The following is a 16436-nucleotide window of genomic DNA, read 5'->3' as shown; positions in this document are numbered from 1 at the left end:
GAAAGTCAGCACTCGACCACGTTGACGGCGAGACCGGCAAGGCTCGTCTCCTTGTAGCGGTGGCTCATATCGGCGCCAGTCGATCGAAGCGTCTCAATTGCCACGTCGAGGCTTACAGAATGGCCACCGTTGCCGAGCAAGGCAAGCCGTGACGCGGTTCGCGCGGTCGCGGCGGCTATTCCATTGCGCTCGATGCACGGAATCTGCACGAGGCCGCCCACTGGGTCACACGTGAGCCCAAGATGGTGCTCCAGCGCGATCTCGGCTGCATTCTCGACCTGCTCGGGTGTGCCTCCGTGCAAGCTAGTGAGTCCAGCAGCCGCCATGGCACATGCCGACCCGACTTCTCCCTGACACCCCACTTCGGCACCAGAGATCGAGGCGTTGCGCTTGATGACGTGCCCCACCACCGTCGCAGTCAGCAGGTAGGTTCGAACGGATTCCGGCGCCAGCGGCCCCCACCTTCGCTGCACGTCCTTGAGCACGGCCGGCACGATACCGGCTGCACCGTTCGTCGGAGCCGTGACGACTCGAGAGCCGGCAGCGTTCTCCTCGTTCACGGCCATTGCATAGACCGTGAGCCACTCCTCCGAGTCGAGCGCGGCGCGTTCGTCAAGTACGGCACGAGCGTCGGCCGCCCTGCGGGGAACTTTCAGGCGACCGGGCAGCACCCCACTGGTAGCGAGTCCACGTTCGATCGACGCATCCATTGCGTTCCAAATCGACGCGAGTGCGGCATCTACTTCGGAGGGACTGAGGCCTCGTGCCACTTCATTGGCCATGGCGAGCTGCGTGATGGTCAGGCCTCTCTGTGCTGCGTGCGACAGCACGTCGTCGAAGCACCTCATCGGGAACACGACCGCCGTCTCAACCGAAGTGGAGGTTGTGGTTCCCGCTTCCCTGATGAAGCCGCCACCTACTGACAGAAATACCCGCTCATGCACGACTGTCGAGCCATCTCGGGCGGTGAGCCGCATGCAGTTCGGGTGTTCAGGGTGGCGCCATGCCGGCTCAAGACGGATGCTGCTCCGACCGATGAGCGCTCCGCCACCCTGTAGAGGAGACGTTGGATCGTCTGCGAGGCACTCCCACCGTGCGACCAGGGCCTCGGGATCGCACGTTTCGGGTTCGAGTCCATCCAGGCCGGCCAGCACGGCAGCGGGTGTGCCGTGCCCGACGCCCGTCGCGCCGAGCGAGCCGCCGAGCGTGCACTCGATGGTAATCGAGGTTCGAAGTAGACCATGGAGTTCTAGCTCGCTGCGAAAGCTCCGGGCAGCGCGCATCGGGCCGACAGTGTGAGAGCTGGATGGTCCGATGCCGATCGAGAACAAGTCGAGCGCTGACGTGTAATCGCCAGCCGGGCTCATGATTGCCCCGCCTGCAGTGTGCGGTGGTGCAGTGCGTCTGCCGCGAACGTCGAGGCGAGCACCTGGGCACCGAGAATCATGGTCTCAAGGGCCACCTCGCTCGCCGAGTGCTGTGCGAAGTCCGCAGTATGCGAGACGACGACATCGCCAGGAATCGCTAGGTACGCATGGAGTGTACGAACGGTATGCGAGACGTCACCCATGTCGGTCGAACCGCCCGGGTGCTGCTCGGCGCGGACGTCGCGGCCGAGGTGCGAGAGCTCGGCATCCCAGAACTGCGCGAGAATCGGATCCTGACGCAGCTCGCGGTAGGGAACTTCGGCATCCTCCACGGCTAGCGAGCATCCGGTGGCGATCGCGGCTCCCTCCAAGCAAGCGCGCAATCGCGATTGCAGGGCAGAGAGCTGCACGCCGCTCACAGAACGGGCCTCGACAGTCATGTGAGAACGGTCGGGAATGATGTTCGACTCAGTGCCGACACTCACCACGTTCGCGTTGAACCGCACGTCGGGCCCGGTCTGCTGGCGAAGCAAGCCGAATGCGACCGAAGCAATGGTGGCCGCATCGGAAGCGTTCACGCCTTCTTCAGGGCTCGCCGCAGCATGACTGGACCGCCCGCGGAACTCGACAGACCACCGAGCCACCGCAGACATCATTACGTACTCTGCTGATCGATCGTATGGTGCTGCCCATGGGTGCACCAGTCCCGTGACGTCGACGTCATCCCACGCTCCACGGTCGAGCAGCGCAATCTTGCCGCCCCCATGCTCTTCGGCCGGAGTGCCAAACAATGACACACGCACACCGAGCTCGCTCGCAAGCTCTCCTAGCGCGATAGCAGCGCCTATGCTCATCGCCGCGATCAGGTGGTGGCCGCATCCGTGCCCGATCTCTGGGAGTGCGTCATATTCTGCGCAGAGGGCGATGTGTCTACCCTCTCCAACACTTGCGCGCAGCGCCGTTTCCAGGCCGAGCCAACCCCGTTCGACGTGCCAGCCGCGTTGCTCGAGATAGTCAGCAATCAACCCGGACGCCCGACGTTCTTGGAAGGCGAGTTCTGGCTCCCGGTGAATGCTCAGACTCAATTCGCGGAGGTGCCGCTCCTCGCGACGGCAAGACGACGCGATCATCGCGCGGATGTCGTTCAGGTCACGGTTCATGGCTCTTGGCGACAGGCGGGAACTTCGGCCTTTTGTCCCGAGGAATGTGCTTCACGAGCGCGAGCGTAGTCGGGAGATGATTGCGCAAACTGGGCCTCGCAAGTTCTCGGGCACAGTAGGCAGGAATTCGCCCGTCGCGACTGAGAAGTTCGGTGGGACGCTGAAACCATGAGGAACACAATGAAGTGTGTGATCGAGCGTCACCCTCGGCCGATGCGCCGACGCGTGGCAGTCGTACTGCTCCGGGCACAGGCGCTGGTCGCCGCGATTGCCCTGGCAGTGACGATCTCTCCGTCAGCCGCGCACGCGGCGTCGGTCGAGACCACCGACACAATCAGTTCTACGATCGGGTCCACGAATGTGACCCCAACGTGGGGCCCGCAAACGCCGAAGATCGTCTACGACGGCAGCTGGTACTACACAGTCACGTTGGACGGCAGCGGCACGTCGTACCCCTGGCTCGCGCGCATCTGGAAGTCGAGCGATGGTGAGACTTGGACCCTTGCGCAGACACTCGGTTCACGCGTCTATCAAGCGCCCGGACTGATTCTCGATTCAGGCAACCGTCTCTGGCTGTATGTGCCGTGCTTCACCGGGGGCGAGTGCTACCCCGGTGTCACCACGCTCTCGGGCGGCTCGAATCAGTACGTCTACCTGCAGCGCTTGCAGTTCACCTCGAAGCTCGGTGACGGCTCGTTCAACTTCTCGAGTTGGAACGATCACTCCATCAGAACGACGACGGCCGAACGATATTATGGTGGCCTCGCGATCGACCCCAACCGTCGATACATCTACCACGCGTACTCGGTGAACGGATGGGGCCTGAAGTTCAGCACTTTCGACACGTGGAACAACACCGAGACGACCAGTTCGATCGCAACCCCCGGTTCGAGCCCACAAGAGGCCTACCTCTATCCACGAGTGCGGCCCGGAACAAGTGCCGGTGAGGTGTGGATGCTCTTCACCCAGAACTACGTCGGCATCTCGAGCACCTCGAACTTTGGTGTCCAGCTCTGGCGCAGCGCCGACGGCGGAGCCACGTGGAGCGCGTTCATGGTGGCCTCGTGTCCGTCGCCCGACGACGAGAACTGGTGTGATGCCGCTGACCTTGTCATCGACTCGAACAACGTGCCGCATGTTCTCTACTTCACGCTGACGAACGACGAACCGCACCTGTACTACTGGAAGGGATCAGCCGGCAGCGTTACGCTCACGGGCAGCCCGACCGACTTGGGGCCGTACGACAACCACTCGCAAATAGCGGGCGTCGGAACCGGTGAGAAGTTCGTGTTCGGCCACGAGTTCGCCGGAATGAGCAACGACCTGGTCATGCTGCGCGACAATTCGGGCGGCGGCTGGACCGACGAGTCGTTCGACATCTCGGGCTTCGGTGACATCTACTCGCCGAACCTGTTGCGCCCTGAGTCAGGCACCTTCCACTCCCAGGGGTCGGAAGTGTTTTCGATGATCATGGCGGCGTCGGCGAGCGGCACGAGCTCGCCCTACACAAGCCTGCTCTTCACGACGGTGGAGGTCGACTAACGAGAGCAGCAGGAGCGCTTGCGCGCTCGGTCGCGAGGCCCCGCCTCAGAGCCGAGCGTGCAAGCGCTCCGTCGTTTCGAGCAGCGGAGAGATCCACTCGTCGATTTGATCCGGGGCCACCGGCGAGAGTGCGTGCAGCGCGAAGTTGCCGTCGCGCTGTGCAGTGAGAAAGCCCGCTTCACGCAAGATCGCGAGGTGACGCGAGGCGCAAAACCGTGAGACCTCTGCCAGCTCGGCGACCTGCGTAATTGACAGGCACGCGCCAGGGTCGTGAGCATTGGCCGCGACGAAGAGCGACATGATGTGCAGGCGCTCGGCGTGGGCCAGGGCTCGGAAGACCGCGGGCAGCGGTGCCGGAGCATCCTTCGGATCAGCCGTCATCATCGTCGGCATCGGGTGGGGGCGACGGTGCCTAGAGCGCCGCGAACGCCTGCTCGACCGCGTCGAGCGCGTGCTCGACATCGGCGACGCTGTGGGCGGCCGACAAGAACCACAAGCCTCGCGGAACGATGTTGACCCCTCGGCTCAGCAATTCGCCGTGGAAGCGGCGTCCGAGCGGCAGATCGGTCTGGGCGAAGTCGCGGTAGTTGCGAACCGCGGGCTCTGAGGTGAAGTAGGTCTGGAACACCTGACCGGGCCCGTCGACGAGCACGTCGACCCCTGCCGCTTGAGCGCGCTCGCGGATGCCCTGCATCAACATGCCGCCGAGCGACTGCATGTGGGAGTAGACCTCATCGCGGTGATCACGTAGGTGCGTGAGTGTGGCGACCGTCGCGGCCATACCCACCGGGTTGCTGTTGAACGTGCCGGCGTGTGAGACCGTGCCGCCTGCGACCACCCCCATGACCTTCGCTGAGCCGGCAATAGCGGCCACAGGAATACCGCCCGCGATCGCCTTACCGAAGACGGCGAGGTCGGGCGTGACGCCGAAGTACTCTTGCGCGCCACCGGGCGCGAGGCGGAAGCCCGTGATGACTTCATCGAAGATCAGCACGATGCCGTACTCGTCGCACAATGCCCGCACGGCCTCGAGGAAGCCGGGGGCTGGAGAGATGCATCCGGTGTTGCAGAGCAGCGGCTCGAGCACGATCGCGGCGATGTCGTCGTGGTGCTTGACGAGCAGCGAGGTGAGCGCGCCCAGGTCGTTCCACGGCGCGATGACGAGATCGAAGCCTCCCGACATCTGCTGACCACCAGTACCGGGCACCACGTGCGGCGTATCGGCAGGGCCCGCGAGCTCGAGTGCAGGGTGCAGGCTGAAGAGGGCCGGGTCAAGCCAGCCGTGATAGTGACCCTCGAACTTCAAGACCTTCGAGCGACCCGTGTAGCCGCGAGCGATGCGCCACGCGCCGAGGGCGGCTTCAGACCCCACCGTGTTGAAGCGCACGAGCTCGGCGCAGGGCACGAGTTCGGCAACCAACTCGGCCGCATCGACTTCGAGGGCGTGCTGGCCTGCGTACGTTTGGCCGAGCGCGACTTGCGTCGACACGGCGTCAACGATCGCTGGCGCACTGTGGCCGAGCACGAGCGGCCCCTGGCCGAGCACAAAATCGACATAGTCGTGCCCGTCGACATCGGTGAGATGGCTGCCGCTGCCGTGACTCATGTACACGGGTAGGGGCATGCCTCGGCGAGCATCGCTCGACACTCCGCCGGCGAGCACCTGAGATGCGCGGGCGGCGAGGCTCGCGCCGATGGGAAAGTCGGACAACTTCAGTGCATTCACGTTCGCTCCTGTCAGACAAGCGGGTGCTGCTCGGTGCTGCCGAGCTGTTTCGCCCATCCTCAATCACATCATCCGGCGGGGGCCAGAGCAGCGGCACAGTGTGCAAGATGCGGTTCGGGGTGCGCACGTTTTGTCCTCTCCCGGCCACGAAACTGTCGCCTACTGTTATCGAAACCTCCAGCTGGGAGGTATCGAGCGAAAGGGTCATCGTGCTTAAGGTCGGCGTTATCGGAACCGGGATCATGGCGCGTCAGCACGCGCAGATCGTCGACGCCTACCACCGCAGTGAATTGCTGGCCTGGGGCAGCCGCGGCACTCCCACTGATCTGCCTGTCGAAGCGCCCGTCATGACAGCAGACGCCCTGCTTGCGCTTGACGAGCTCGACGCGGTCATCATCGCCACCCCGGACTTCGCGCACGCCGAACTTGCCGTTCGAGCAGCGGCCGCGGGCAAGCACGTGCTCATCGAGAAGCCGCTTGCCACGACCGCTGACGATGCGCGGCGTATCCGCGATGCCGCTCGTGATGCGGGCGTCGTGGCTACCACCCTCTTCAACCACCGCTGGGTCCCCGCCTACTCGCAAGCGCGTGCCTTGAGTCGCGACAGCCAGTTGGGTGCGCCCGTGCTCGCCTACGCGCGCAAGAACGACACCATCTACGTACCCACCGAGATGATCGACTGGGCCGACCGCACAACACCCTCGTTCTTTCTCTCGAGCCACGACCTCGACCTCGTGCTCTGGTGCTTTCAGGATCGAGTCGTCGAGGTGTATGCCACCGCCGTGTGGGGGGTGCTGCGCGATCGCGGAGTCGAGACTCCCGATGCGGTGCACGCCCAGCTCAAACTCGCGGGCGGCGGGGTCATCACCCTCGAGGCATGCTGGATCCTGCCAAACACCTTTCCGACGATGACTGACTCGTTCATCGAGCTCATTTTCACGGAGGGCACGATTCGACTCGATCGGGTCACAGAGCAGATCGAGATAGCGACGAACGATGCCTTTCGTTACCCCCGCAACCAGTTGCTCTCGAACATCGACGGCAAGCTCACCGGTTCGGTGGCAATGGCGATTCATGACTTCATCGACGCCGTCGTCGACGATCGACCCGCGCTCGTCACCGTGGACTCTTCGGTGCACGTCACAGAGGTGCTGGTCGCCATCGACGAGTCGTGCCGCACGGGTCAGCCCGTACGCATGATAGGCACCGCGTCATCCTAAAGACCAGGGCACATCTATCCCGTATTGCATCGAAAGGAGACACCGGTGTTTAGACCTTCTAAGCACGGCGCAATTGCTGTGAGCGTGGCCGCACTACTGGTTCTATCCGGCTGTGTCTTCGGCGGCGGGCCAGACGAACCATCTGGCTCGACCGGCGAAGAACTCAGTGGCAACGTGGAGATTGTCAGCTTCTACCCCGAGGGCACCTCTGAATACGACCGCATTGCCGGCCTCGCGGCAGAGTTCGAAGAGCTCAACCCCGGCGTCACCACCACCCTGACCTTCGGTGGCGGTCAAGACGTTCCGCAGATCCAAGCAAGGTGGACGGCGGGCGACCCGCCCGAGGTCAACCTCGGATTCCTTGAGGCAAACACCGAAACCGGTGGAGCCTACGTCGAGGCCGGGCAGGTGCTCTCACTGTCTGACGCCATGGCTCAAGAGCTACCGTCGTACGGTTCGACGTGGCAAGACGCCGTGCTGCCGGGCGTGCTGCCTCTGCTCACTGTGCCGGCTGACGGCAACGTGTACGGTGCTCCCGAGTCGGTGACCACGCTGCAGTTCTTCTACAACGAGGCGATCTTCGAGGAGTACGGCATCGAGGTTCCACAAACGATCGATGAACTCGTCACCGCTGCCGACACTCTGCGCGAGGCCGGTCAGACGCCGTTTACCGTAACAGGCACGTTCCTCGCCTACATGCAGATGTATTGGGACTACTTGGCCCTGCGTCACATCGGCTACGACAACGTACGCGCCGCCATGAACGGCGATGTCGAACTGGCCACGCTGCCGGGTGCGGCTGAGGCAGCAGCAGCCCTCGAAGACCTCACGCAAGAGGGCAACTTCGTCGACGGCTTCCGAGGCATCGACTTCACGTCGGCGCAGGTCAACTTCTTCCAGGGCAACGCCGCGATGATCCTCATGGGCTCGTGGTTGCTTGGTGAGATGGCCGACTCGATTCCTGAAGGCTTCGAAGTGGGCACCTTCCCCTTCCCCGCCGTTGATGGCGCGGCAGTCGACAGTTCTGGCATCTTCGGCTTCGTGAACACTTACGTCGTCGCCGCCGAGTCGGAGAACCCGGAGGCAGGCGTCGCTTTCCTCCAGTTCCTCGCCGACAAGGAGAACCAGATCGCCATGGTCGAAACCGCCAAGTCGATCTCGGCATACAGCGGTGTGCCCGCGCCGGAAGGCTTCGAAAGCGTGACAGCAGCGCTCGAGGAGGGAGCGACGTTCGCCCCCTCGTACATGGGCATCTTCGGTGACACCCCTGAAGTACAGGCGGCGTACCAAGAGCCGATCGCCAAGCTCTTCTTCAATGAGATCAGCGGCGAGCAGATGCTCGCCGAGATGTCAGAGAGGCTCCTGGCCGCGAACGGCTAGCACCAGACCTGCCGGCCCGGCCCGCCCTGGGGGCCGGGCCGGCAGCACCCCGACGAGACGCTGACGAGGAGACCGGAGAGCATGACGAAGAAACCCAGCAAGTACAGCTTGCTGGAGCGCCAGCGACGCAAACTGATCCTGCCGTTCCTGCTTCCCGCTCTGCTCGTCTACGGAACCTTCACGCTTTACCCTGCCGCCACGACCTTCGTCGTTTCAGCGCTCGACTGGAACGGAGTTACGGCACCCGAGTGGGTCGGCCCGGCCAACTATCTGCGACTCGGCGACGACGGTCTCTTCATGCGCAGCGTCGGCAACACAGTGCTGTTCACGGTGCTCGGCGCGCTCATCCTGTTTCCCGTCGCGATGTTCCTGGGCTACGTGACCCAGCGCATCCGCTTCGGCGGCGTCTACCGCTTCATGATCCTCGCGCCTATCGCGCTCTCGGTCACCACTGCCGCCCTCATGTGGAAGTTTCTCGTCGACCCCACCTTCGGGGCGATCCCTGAATTACTGAGGTTCGTGGGCCTCGACGATCTTGCGGGCTTCGAAGTGCTCGGCAGGCCGCAGACCGCGATGCTCATGGTGGTGCTCGTCTCGATCTGGCATGGCGTCGGCATCTGGATGCTCTACTTCTCGGCCGCGTATGCCCGAGTTCCCGAAGACGTGAAAGAGGCCGCGCGCCTCGACGGTGCCTCGGCGTGGCAAGTCTTTTGGCACATCGTCTGGCCGCTCATTTGGGAGGTCACTCGCACGCTGCTCATCCTCTGGGTGATTCAGGCCTTCCAGACCTTCACTTTCGTCATCGCCCTCACGAACGGCGGTCCGCTCGGTGCCACTGAAGTGGTCGGCACCTACCTGTACCGCGTTGCCTTTGGCTCACGCGAGTTTGGCTACGCGGGTGCGATCGCCGTCGCACTGTTCCTGACGATCCTCGTGCTGACGCTCGTCTCGCAACGGCTGACGCGTCGAGAGAGGACCACCTACTGATGTCGACCAACAGCCCCCTCGCCACCGCCGACTTCATCGCTCGCCAGCGACCGGTGCGCCGCAAGCCTGCTCGCACGACCGGCGGTCGCATCGGCCTGCACCTCGTGCTGGTGATGTACTGCTTGACGTCGGCTGCGGCGTTCGCGTGGACGGTGATGGTCTCGCTTAAGACCAACCCAGAGTTCTTCTCCACGAGCCCGTGGCAGCCCCCGAGCGAGCCGCAGTTCAGCAACTTTGCCGACGCGTGGAACGGCGCCAAGATCGGCCAGTTCTTCGTGAATAGCTTCTACGTGACGGCGGTGAGCGTGACGGTGAGTCTCATCATCGCGGCCATGGCCGCGTACGTTCTCGCGACCATCTCGTTCCGCGGCCGCGAGCTCACGCGACTCGTCTTCCTCTTCGGGCTCATGATGCCGCCGTTCCTCGTCATCATCCCGCTCTACGCACTCCTAGGAAACCTCGGCCTTCTCGGCTCACTCAACGGCCTCATCCTCGTGTACATCGCGATCCAGATTCCATTCAGCGTCTACTTGTTGACGAGCTTCTTCTCGTCGTTGCCTATGGAACTCGAAGAGGCCGCGGCGCTCGACGGAGCCAGCTCGTTCCGTACATTCTTCTCGGTGGTCGTGCCGCAGATGGTTCCGGCACTCGCGAGTGTCGCTCTGCTCAACACGCTGACAATCTGGAACGAGTTCTTCTTTGCGCTCGTGTTGCTCTCTGACCCCTCGGCGTGGACCATTCCGGTAGGTATTCTCGGTCTCTCGGTCAACGCCACCTATAGCGCGATGTGGGTGCAGCTCTTCGCCGGCCTCGTCATCACGATGATCCCGATGCTCATCCTCTTCTCGATCTTGCAAGAGCGCATCGCGAAGGGCGTCGCGATCGGGGGCATCAAGGGATGACATCGTTCGTCGCCGACTTCAGCGTCGTGGAGGAGATCGGGCTTGCTCGTGCTCACGAGCTCGTTCGACTCACCTTCCCCGTCGCGACTGCAGTCGCGCGCGAGCTCTCAGCTTTCGCGGCCGCCACCGCTGACGGCGCGCCATTGCCTGTGCAGCCGTTGGCAGCGAGTCGCGACAGCGACGGCTGGATTCGTGAGGCCGTCATCGCCGTGCCGGTGTCGGTGGGTGCTCGCGGTGCCACCGCTATCTCCGTCACAGCGCTCGACTCTGCGACGGCTCCCGACCACGGTGCCGCTGTCTCGACGACGGCGTTGACAGAGAAGGTCGTTCTTCATCACCCGCAGTTCAGTGTGTCGACGGGCGACTCGCTACTGGTCATCGAGGGCTCCGAGGTCGGCCGACGCACGGTGTCGTCGTCGATCGGGATGCCCGACGGCTCGAGCGCGTGGGCTCTCGTTGATCCCTCCACGGTCGTGGTGCACCACGAGGGGCCTCTTCTCGCCGAGCTCACCATCTCGGGTGACTTTGTCGACGAGTCACAGAGGCCGACGGGCTGGCGATTCCGCGCGAAGATCTCTGCGGCGGCGAGCCAGTCGACCGCGACGGTGCAGCTGCAACTCATCAATGCGTCGGGCTCGAGCGATGACGCAGAGCTAACGCACTGGGCTTTGCAGGTACAAGGCGAGCCGGTTTCGGAGCTCACCTGCGGTGCTTTCGATGCTGTGTATCGCGGTCAGGTTCCTGCCACGATTCGCGCGAACGGGGTCGGGCACGCTCGCGGAGTGTTTGCCGTCGCCCAACTCGAAGGAGGCACCGCCTGGCAGTTCGCGGGTGCCGATGACTACTGGTCTTCGTGGGAATGGTCAGAGCTGCAGGGCATCACGCCGACCAATTGGGTTTCTGCGCATTCTGAACACCCCATCACGGTGGCGGTGCAGCGCTTCACCGAGAATCATCCCGGCGAGATCCGCGTCGACCACGAAGGCGTGACCGTCGCGTTCTGGCCTGAAAGCGCGGCACCGCTCATCATGACCGAGGGGTCGGCGAAGACCATGACTGTCTCGGTGACCGCCGGCATCGACTCGACGGCGGGAGAGCGGCTCGACATGCCGCTTGTGCCCCACCCCGGCCTTGCCGCACGTCGATTTGACGTCTACGAGGTGCTCGCTCTCGACGCCGCCGCGCGCCCGATGCTCGAATCGCACATTCGCGAAGAACTATTCAGCTGGTACCAGTCAGGTCAGTCGCTCGGATTCCATGACTACGGCGACGGTGTGCAAGGAATCACCACGGGGCCGCGCACCGGATACAGCGCCAATAATGAGCACGACGCTCTGCTCGCTCTCGTGCTGCAGTACCTGCGCTCGGGCGAGCGCGCCTACTTCGAGTCGGCCAAGGCCTACGCCGATCACCTCATCGACATCGATCGCATTCACAGCAGCTCGCAGTTTGCTGCCGAGGTCGGGGGCTTGCGCGCCCACGGTCGCGCACACGTGCACCGTGTAGCCGCCCACACCGTGAACGGGCAGGTGCTCACAAGCATCGATACGGGCCACATGTGGACAGAGGGTCTCGTGCTGTTGGGCCAGCTCACGGGAGACGAGCGTTACCTCGAGGCCGCGCGCGGGGTCGGCGAGTGCATCCTGCGTCTGCACGAACTCGGCTGGACCAGACCGCAACCGGGCCCACGCAACGCAGGGTGGCCGTTGCTCGCTCTCTCCGCACTCGCACGACTCGATCACGAACCACGCGTCATCGCCGCGATTCGCGACATCAGCGAACTGGCCCTCAGCGCCCAGTCGGCCGACGGCCGGTGGCTCATGCGGCTTGGTCACTTGCGCGATTACTGCGCGTGGCAGAACGCGGTTCTCATCTCGGGGCTGTTGCGCGGCGCCGAAGTGACCGGCGACGCCGTAGCGCGCGACGGAGCAATCGCCGGTGCGCGTGCGCTCATCACGACCGGCCGTAATCCCGACGGCACCTTCGTGTTTCTCGGTCGATTCGACTACCGCTGGGCCAACCGGTCAGCCCTCATCAGAGAAGCTCTCGCGCTGGCGTGGGATCACGATGCTGACGACGACTACCTACGCGCGGGACTCGATGGCGGCGACCGCTGGTATCGTCCGCGCGGTTCGGGCCCGGCTCTCAGTAACGACATCGCCGAGTGGCGCGGGCACTTGCCCTTCCTCGAGCGCGCCCGCCGCGCCGGCCTGCTCGGGGACATGGCGGGGGGTGCGTCATGAGCCTGCGCATCGACTTGTGGGTCACGCTCGGAGCCTGGCCGACCGACGACCACGCTGCGTGGTCGACGGCCGACGTCGATCTCTATCTCGATGCCGTGAAAGCCGACGTCGTCGTAGCTCGGTCGAGCACCTCCGTGCTGTACAACGCGCCCGAGGGTAACGCGGCCATCGTGGCACTTGCGGCAGAGCATCCTCGCGTTCTGCCCTCGTTTGTGCTGACCCCGGAACACTGGGGGGCCACAGCAGAGCTCTCCGACCTCGGAGGTGATCTGGCCGCTGCGGGTGCTCGAGCGTTCTGGTTGAGCCCTGGGCGACACGGTTGGTCACTGACAGGTCGCGAATCCGACGGCCTGCCTGCGCTGCTGAGCGCAACTGGGCTACCCGTTCTCATCGAGCTCGACGACACCGATTGGAACTCGATCGATCAGCTCTGCTCGCGCGCACCCGACGTCGACGTCATCGTCACTGGTCTCGGCTATCGCACGATTCGACAGGCCTTCGCCGTCATGGATGCTCACCCGCGCGTGCACGTCGATCTCTCGTACCTCGCTTGCAGCGATGGCATCGAGCGGTTTGTGCGACGGTACGGTGCCGACCGTGTGGTCATGGCAACGGGAGCCCCGGCGAAAGACCACCGTGCACCGTGGTTCGTGCTCGAGCACTCTGACCTCAGCGACGACGAACGCCGACTGGTCGGTGGCGACACGGCCGCGCGATTGCTCGGACTTGACGACGTCAACTCCACGGTGCCGAGCGCTCCGACGCACCTGGCGCCAGCTATCGATTTCCACGCCCACATTGGAGCCTGGCCCTCGAGTTGGATGCCCGCGATAACTCACGAGGCAGTGCTGCATTCTGCCGCCCGCGTCGGCATCGTGCACAGCGTGATCTCGCACCTCGAGGGCATCTGGGTGGATGCTCGCCACGGCAACGAGCGAGCGATCGCCGCCGCACGGCAGCATCCCGAAGCGCTCTCGGTGCATCTCGTGGCTAACCCCCACTTTACCGACCACGCCGAGGTGCTGCGAGACCAGCTCGCCGATCCCGTCGTGCGCGGTATCAAAGTGCACCCCGACACTCACCTCTGCCCAATCGACGATGAACGATATGGGTGGATCTGGCAGCTTGCCGTCGAGACGAACACTCCCGTGCTCTCGCACGGCTTCGGAGGAAGTCCCTGGAGCGATCCGTCTCGATTCGGTGCGGTCGCAGAACGGTTCCCCGATCTACGCTTGGTCATCGGGCACTCGGGCGCCAACACCGACGGCTTTCGCGCCACGATCGATGTCGCGCAGCGACACCCTAATCTCATGGCAGAGATCTGCGGCTCGTGGTTGACCGGCCGGTGGTTGTCGACCCTCGTGCGAGAGCTCGGTGCCGAGCGAGTGCTCTTCGGCACCGACTCGTGCCTCATCGACCCGCGCTACAGCCGCGGCCGTGTCGAGTCTGCCGATCTATCGCAGCACGACCAGTACCTCGTGCTCGTCGGCAATGCCGCTCGACTGCTCGCTCTCTCCCCAACACCACCGACACCGACCACCTGACTCACCCCAATCTCGTCTCCACGGAAGGAACAACCATGCAACTCGCTCGCGTGCGCACCGACGCCGGCATCATTGCCGTCGCCAGGATCGCCGACGGAAACCTGGTGGCGCTCGCCGACACCGTGGCTGCTGACCAGAACGATTTGGTGAGCATTCTCAACACGGTCCCTCGTGCTCAGCTCGATGAGCGAGTGCGACAGGCAGAGGCCGCCGGCGATGTCGTTGCCCACGAAGACGACGCGCACTTCGAACTGCCCGTGCAAGACCCTCAAAAGCTCATCGGCATCTCGTTGAACTATGCCGCCCACGCGGCGGAAGGCAACCTCGAAGTACCGACCGAACCGGTCGTGTTCTTCTTGCCGCCGTCGTCGCTCGTGCCACACAACCACCCGGTGGCGTTGCCGCCCCAGTCGAAGCGCGTGGATTACGAAGTCGAGCTCGCAATCGTCATCGGCCGTTCGGCGCGCAACGTCACGGCCGAGCAGTGGCGCGATTACGTGGCAGGCTTCACGATCGTCAACGACATCACGGCGCGTGACCTGCAAATCGAGGCGATGGATCGCAACCACCCGTGGGATCTCACTAAGGCGTTCGACACCTTTTCGCCCTGTGGGCCATACCTCGCCACTGCCGACGCGATCGACGACCCCAGCAATCTCTCGCTCTCGCTGTCCATTGGCGACCGCGTGTTGCAGGACTCGAGCACAAAGCACATGGTGTTCGGCGTTGGCCGCCTCATTGAACTGCTGTCGTCAGTCATGACGCTCGAGCCGGGAGACATTATCGCGACCGGCACGCCCTCGGGCATCGGGCCGGTCGAGCACGGCGAGACCATGGCGGCGGCTGTGCAGGGAATCGGCGTTCTGCGCAATCAAGCGCTGCGCGCTTCCTGACTGATGCCGGGGCGAAAGACGGTGGCCGCCCCGGCATCACCCTTCGGGCAGGTCGAGTTCAGGTCGACCGATGCGCTCGCGATACTCCCGCGGCGAGAGGCCGGTCGACTTCTTGAACAACTCGCGGAACCTACGAGCTGAGCCGTAGCCAACACCGTGTGCGATGACCTCGATGGGCAGATCGGTCGTCTCAAGCAGTCGTCGACCGTGCTCAGTGCGAAGATTGGTGACGTATTTGAGGAAGGTCGTCTGCATCTCTCGCTGAAACAGGTGGCTGATGTAGAACGGGCTTGCGTGCACGGCCTTCGCGACGTCCGAGAGCTGCAACTCTGCAGAGGCGTAATTCTGACGCAGGTAAGTCTCGACGGCGTTCATGAGCGGTGAGCGTTCGTCACTCGAGTGTTTCGAGATGACGCGGCGCAAGTATGAGCTCAGCCACAAGGTGAGATACGAGAGATCGTGTGCCTCTAGCAAAATGCCTAGCTCGGTGAAAGCCTGACGCGAGTCTTCAAGGTTCTTGCGAACGCGGTCTTCGGCCTCACCGCCGATGTCAGCGGCGGCGAGTGAATTGTCGGCGACGAAGATCATCGCGGCCACCGTCGCTTGTCGTACGAGGTCAGGTGAGCTACCCGACGAGGCGCTCACAAACTCGATCCATCCAGTTGCGGCTTGTACGGCGCGTTCGGCGTCGGCGGTTCTGATGCACGCGAGCAACTCGCTCTGGAATCGGTCGCGTGCTCGCGACAAGGCGGCGAACTCCGCTTCGGAGGAGAACACCGGGTGGTCTTCATATACCGAGTTGCCCCCTTCGACGAGCTTGCGCTCCATCGCGCGGAAGGCGCTCTTGAGACTCATGTCGAACTTGCTTTCGCCCGAACGAGCTTTGCCGACGCCAGCCGTGACCGTCAGCAAAGAACCTGTCGAGGCGGGAACGACCGCTTCGATGAAGCTCGTGACGAGCTGCGACAACTCTTGAGCGTCATGGGAATGGAACGAGACGACCCACGCGTCGGGGTCGATGGGAATGACGACTGCCGCTTTAGGACCGGCGACTGCGTGCGCTACCGAGCGGACGACGGTATCGAATGCGTCGACGACGGCTCTGAGCTCGGCCTCACCTTGCTCGGCCCGCATTTGTTCGTAGTCGTCGAGATCGAGGGCGACGACTTGCACGAACTCAAATTCGTCGAGCCGACGCAGCACGCTCGTCGAAGAGGGGCCTAGCAATGAAGATGTCAGCACGGCGAACCTCTCGGGAGGGCACGGGTGCCTTGGATCATACCAACAGGAATCCTCGCCGATTCGGCTCAGCATGGGCTAAGGAACGCTTGAAGGAGAAGTGTGCAAGACGCGACTCCAGCAGCGCAGGATTCAGCATGGTGGCGGAGCGTGAAAGCCGCGAGTCTGGTCGAATATTGCGATCACCGATGAGCGGTGCGCGACCATGACCCGAGCGAGGGGATGCAGCTTCC

General features: G+C 63.7%; 13 protein-coding genes. 8 read left to right on the top strand and 5 right to left on the bottom strand.

Annotated elements, in window-relative coordinates:
• Positions 1–5: 5 nt before the first annotated feature.
• Together KL788_RS08045 and KL788_RS08040 are read right to left on the bottom strand one after the other, a co-directional pair.
• Positions 6–1367, bottom strand: a complete 1362-nt coding sequence (locus KL788_RS08045; RefSeq protein WP_293170191.1) for an L-serine ammonia-lyase — start codon at positions 1365–1367, stop codon at positions 6–8.
• Positions 1364–2527, bottom strand: a complete 1164-nt coding sequence (locus KL788_RS08040) for an amidohydrolase (protein WP_293170189.1) — start codon at positions 2525–2527, stop codon at positions 1364–1366. Before KL788_RS08040 ends, KL788_RS08045 begins: the two co-directional genes overlap by 4 nt.
• Positions 2528–2740: 213 nt before the next feature.
• Between KL788_RS08040 and KL788_RS08035 the strand changes: the two genes are divergently transcribed.
• Positions 2741–4069: a hypothetical protein gene (locus tag KL788_RS08035; protein WP_293170187.1), complete on the top strand. Its 1329-nt coding sequence runs from the start codon at positions 2741–2743 to the stop codon at positions 4067–4069.
• 45 nt (positions 4070–4114) lie between these two features.
• On the opposite strand, the gene KL788_RS08030 is transcribed toward KL788_RS08035, so the two are convergent.
• Both KL788_RS08030 and KL788_RS08025 read right to left on the bottom strand, forming a co-directional pair.
• On the bottom strand, positions 4115–4462 hold the full coding sequence (locus KL788_RS08030) for an ArsR/SmtB family transcription factor (protein ID WP_293170185.1): 348 nt from the start codon (positions 4460–4462) through the stop codon (positions 4115–4117).
• 19 nt (positions 4463–4481) lie between these two features.
• Complete coding sequence (locus tag KL788_RS08025) at positions 4482–5795, bottom strand: aspartate aminotransferase family protein (protein WP_293170183.1); 1314 nt, start codon at positions 5793–5795, stop codon at positions 4482–4484.
• Positions 5796–6004: 209 nt separating this feature from the next.
• On the opposite strand from KL788_RS08025, the gene KL788_RS08020 reads away from it, so the two are divergent.
• From KL788_RS08020 to KL788_RS07990, 7 genes are all read left to right on the top strand, one after another.
• Positions 6005–7015: a Gfo/Idh/MocA family protein gene (locus KL788_RS08020; protein WP_293170181.1), complete on the top strand. Its 1011-nt coding sequence runs from the start codon at positions 6005–6007 to the stop codon at positions 7013–7015.
• A gap of 174 nt (positions 7016–7189) precedes the next feature.
• On the top strand, positions 7190–8395 hold the full coding sequence (locus tag KL788_RS08015; RefSeq protein ID WP_293170179.1) for an ABC transporter substrate-binding protein: 1206 nt from the start codon (positions 7190–7192) through the stop codon (positions 8393–8395).
• Between the two features lie 81 nt (positions 8396–8476).
• Positions 8477–9382 carry a carbohydrate ABC transporter permease gene (locus tag KL788_RS08010; RefSeq protein ID WP_293170177.1) on the top strand — a complete coding sequence of 302 codons (906 nt, stop codon included), beginning with the start codon at positions 8477–8479 and terminating at the stop codon, positions 9380–9382.
• On the top strand, positions 9382–10284 hold the full coding sequence (locus KL788_RS08005) for a carbohydrate ABC transporter permease (protein ID WP_293170175.1): 903 nt from the start codon (positions 9382–9384) through the stop codon (positions 10282–10284). Before KL788_RS08010 ends, KL788_RS08005 begins: the two co-directional genes overlap by 1 nt.
• A complete protein-coding gene (locus KL788_RS08000; protein ID WP_293170173.1) occupies positions 10281–12527 on the top strand; it encodes a hypothetical protein in 2247 nt (748 codons plus the stop codon). Before KL788_RS08005 ends, KL788_RS08000 begins: the two co-directional genes overlap by 4 nt.
• Positions 12524–14071, top strand: a complete 1548-nt coding sequence (locus KL788_RS07995; protein WP_293170171.1) for an amidohydrolase family protein — start codon at positions 12524–12526, stop codon at positions 14069–14071. The genes KL788_RS08000 and KL788_RS07995 overlap by 4 nt, the downstream gene beginning before the upstream one ends.
• A gap of 35 nt (positions 14072–14106) precedes the next feature.
• Positions 14107–14964 (top strand): fumarylacetoacetate hydrolase family protein, encoded by an 858-nt coding sequence (locus KL788_RS07990; RefSeq protein WP_293170169.1) that lies wholly within the window; start codon positions 14107–14109, stop codon positions 14962–14964.
• Between the two features lie 36 nt (positions 14965–15000).
• Here KL788_RS07990 and KL788_RS07985 read toward each other — a convergent pair whose 3' ends face one another.
• On the bottom strand, positions 15001–16206 hold the full coding sequence (locus tag KL788_RS07985; RefSeq protein WP_293170167.1) for a helix-turn-helix domain-containing protein: 1206 nt from the start codon (positions 16204–16206) through the stop codon (positions 15001–15003).
• Between the last annotated feature and the right edge of the window lie 230 nt (positions 16207–16436).

This window comes from Microcella sp. (genome assembly GCF_019739195.1).
GTDB lineage: Bacteria > Actinomycetota > Actinomycetes > Actinomycetales > Microbacteriaceae > Microcella.
The sequence above is the reverse complement of the archived record's forward strand: the minus strand, read 5'-3'. Positions and strand labels throughout refer to the sequence as shown.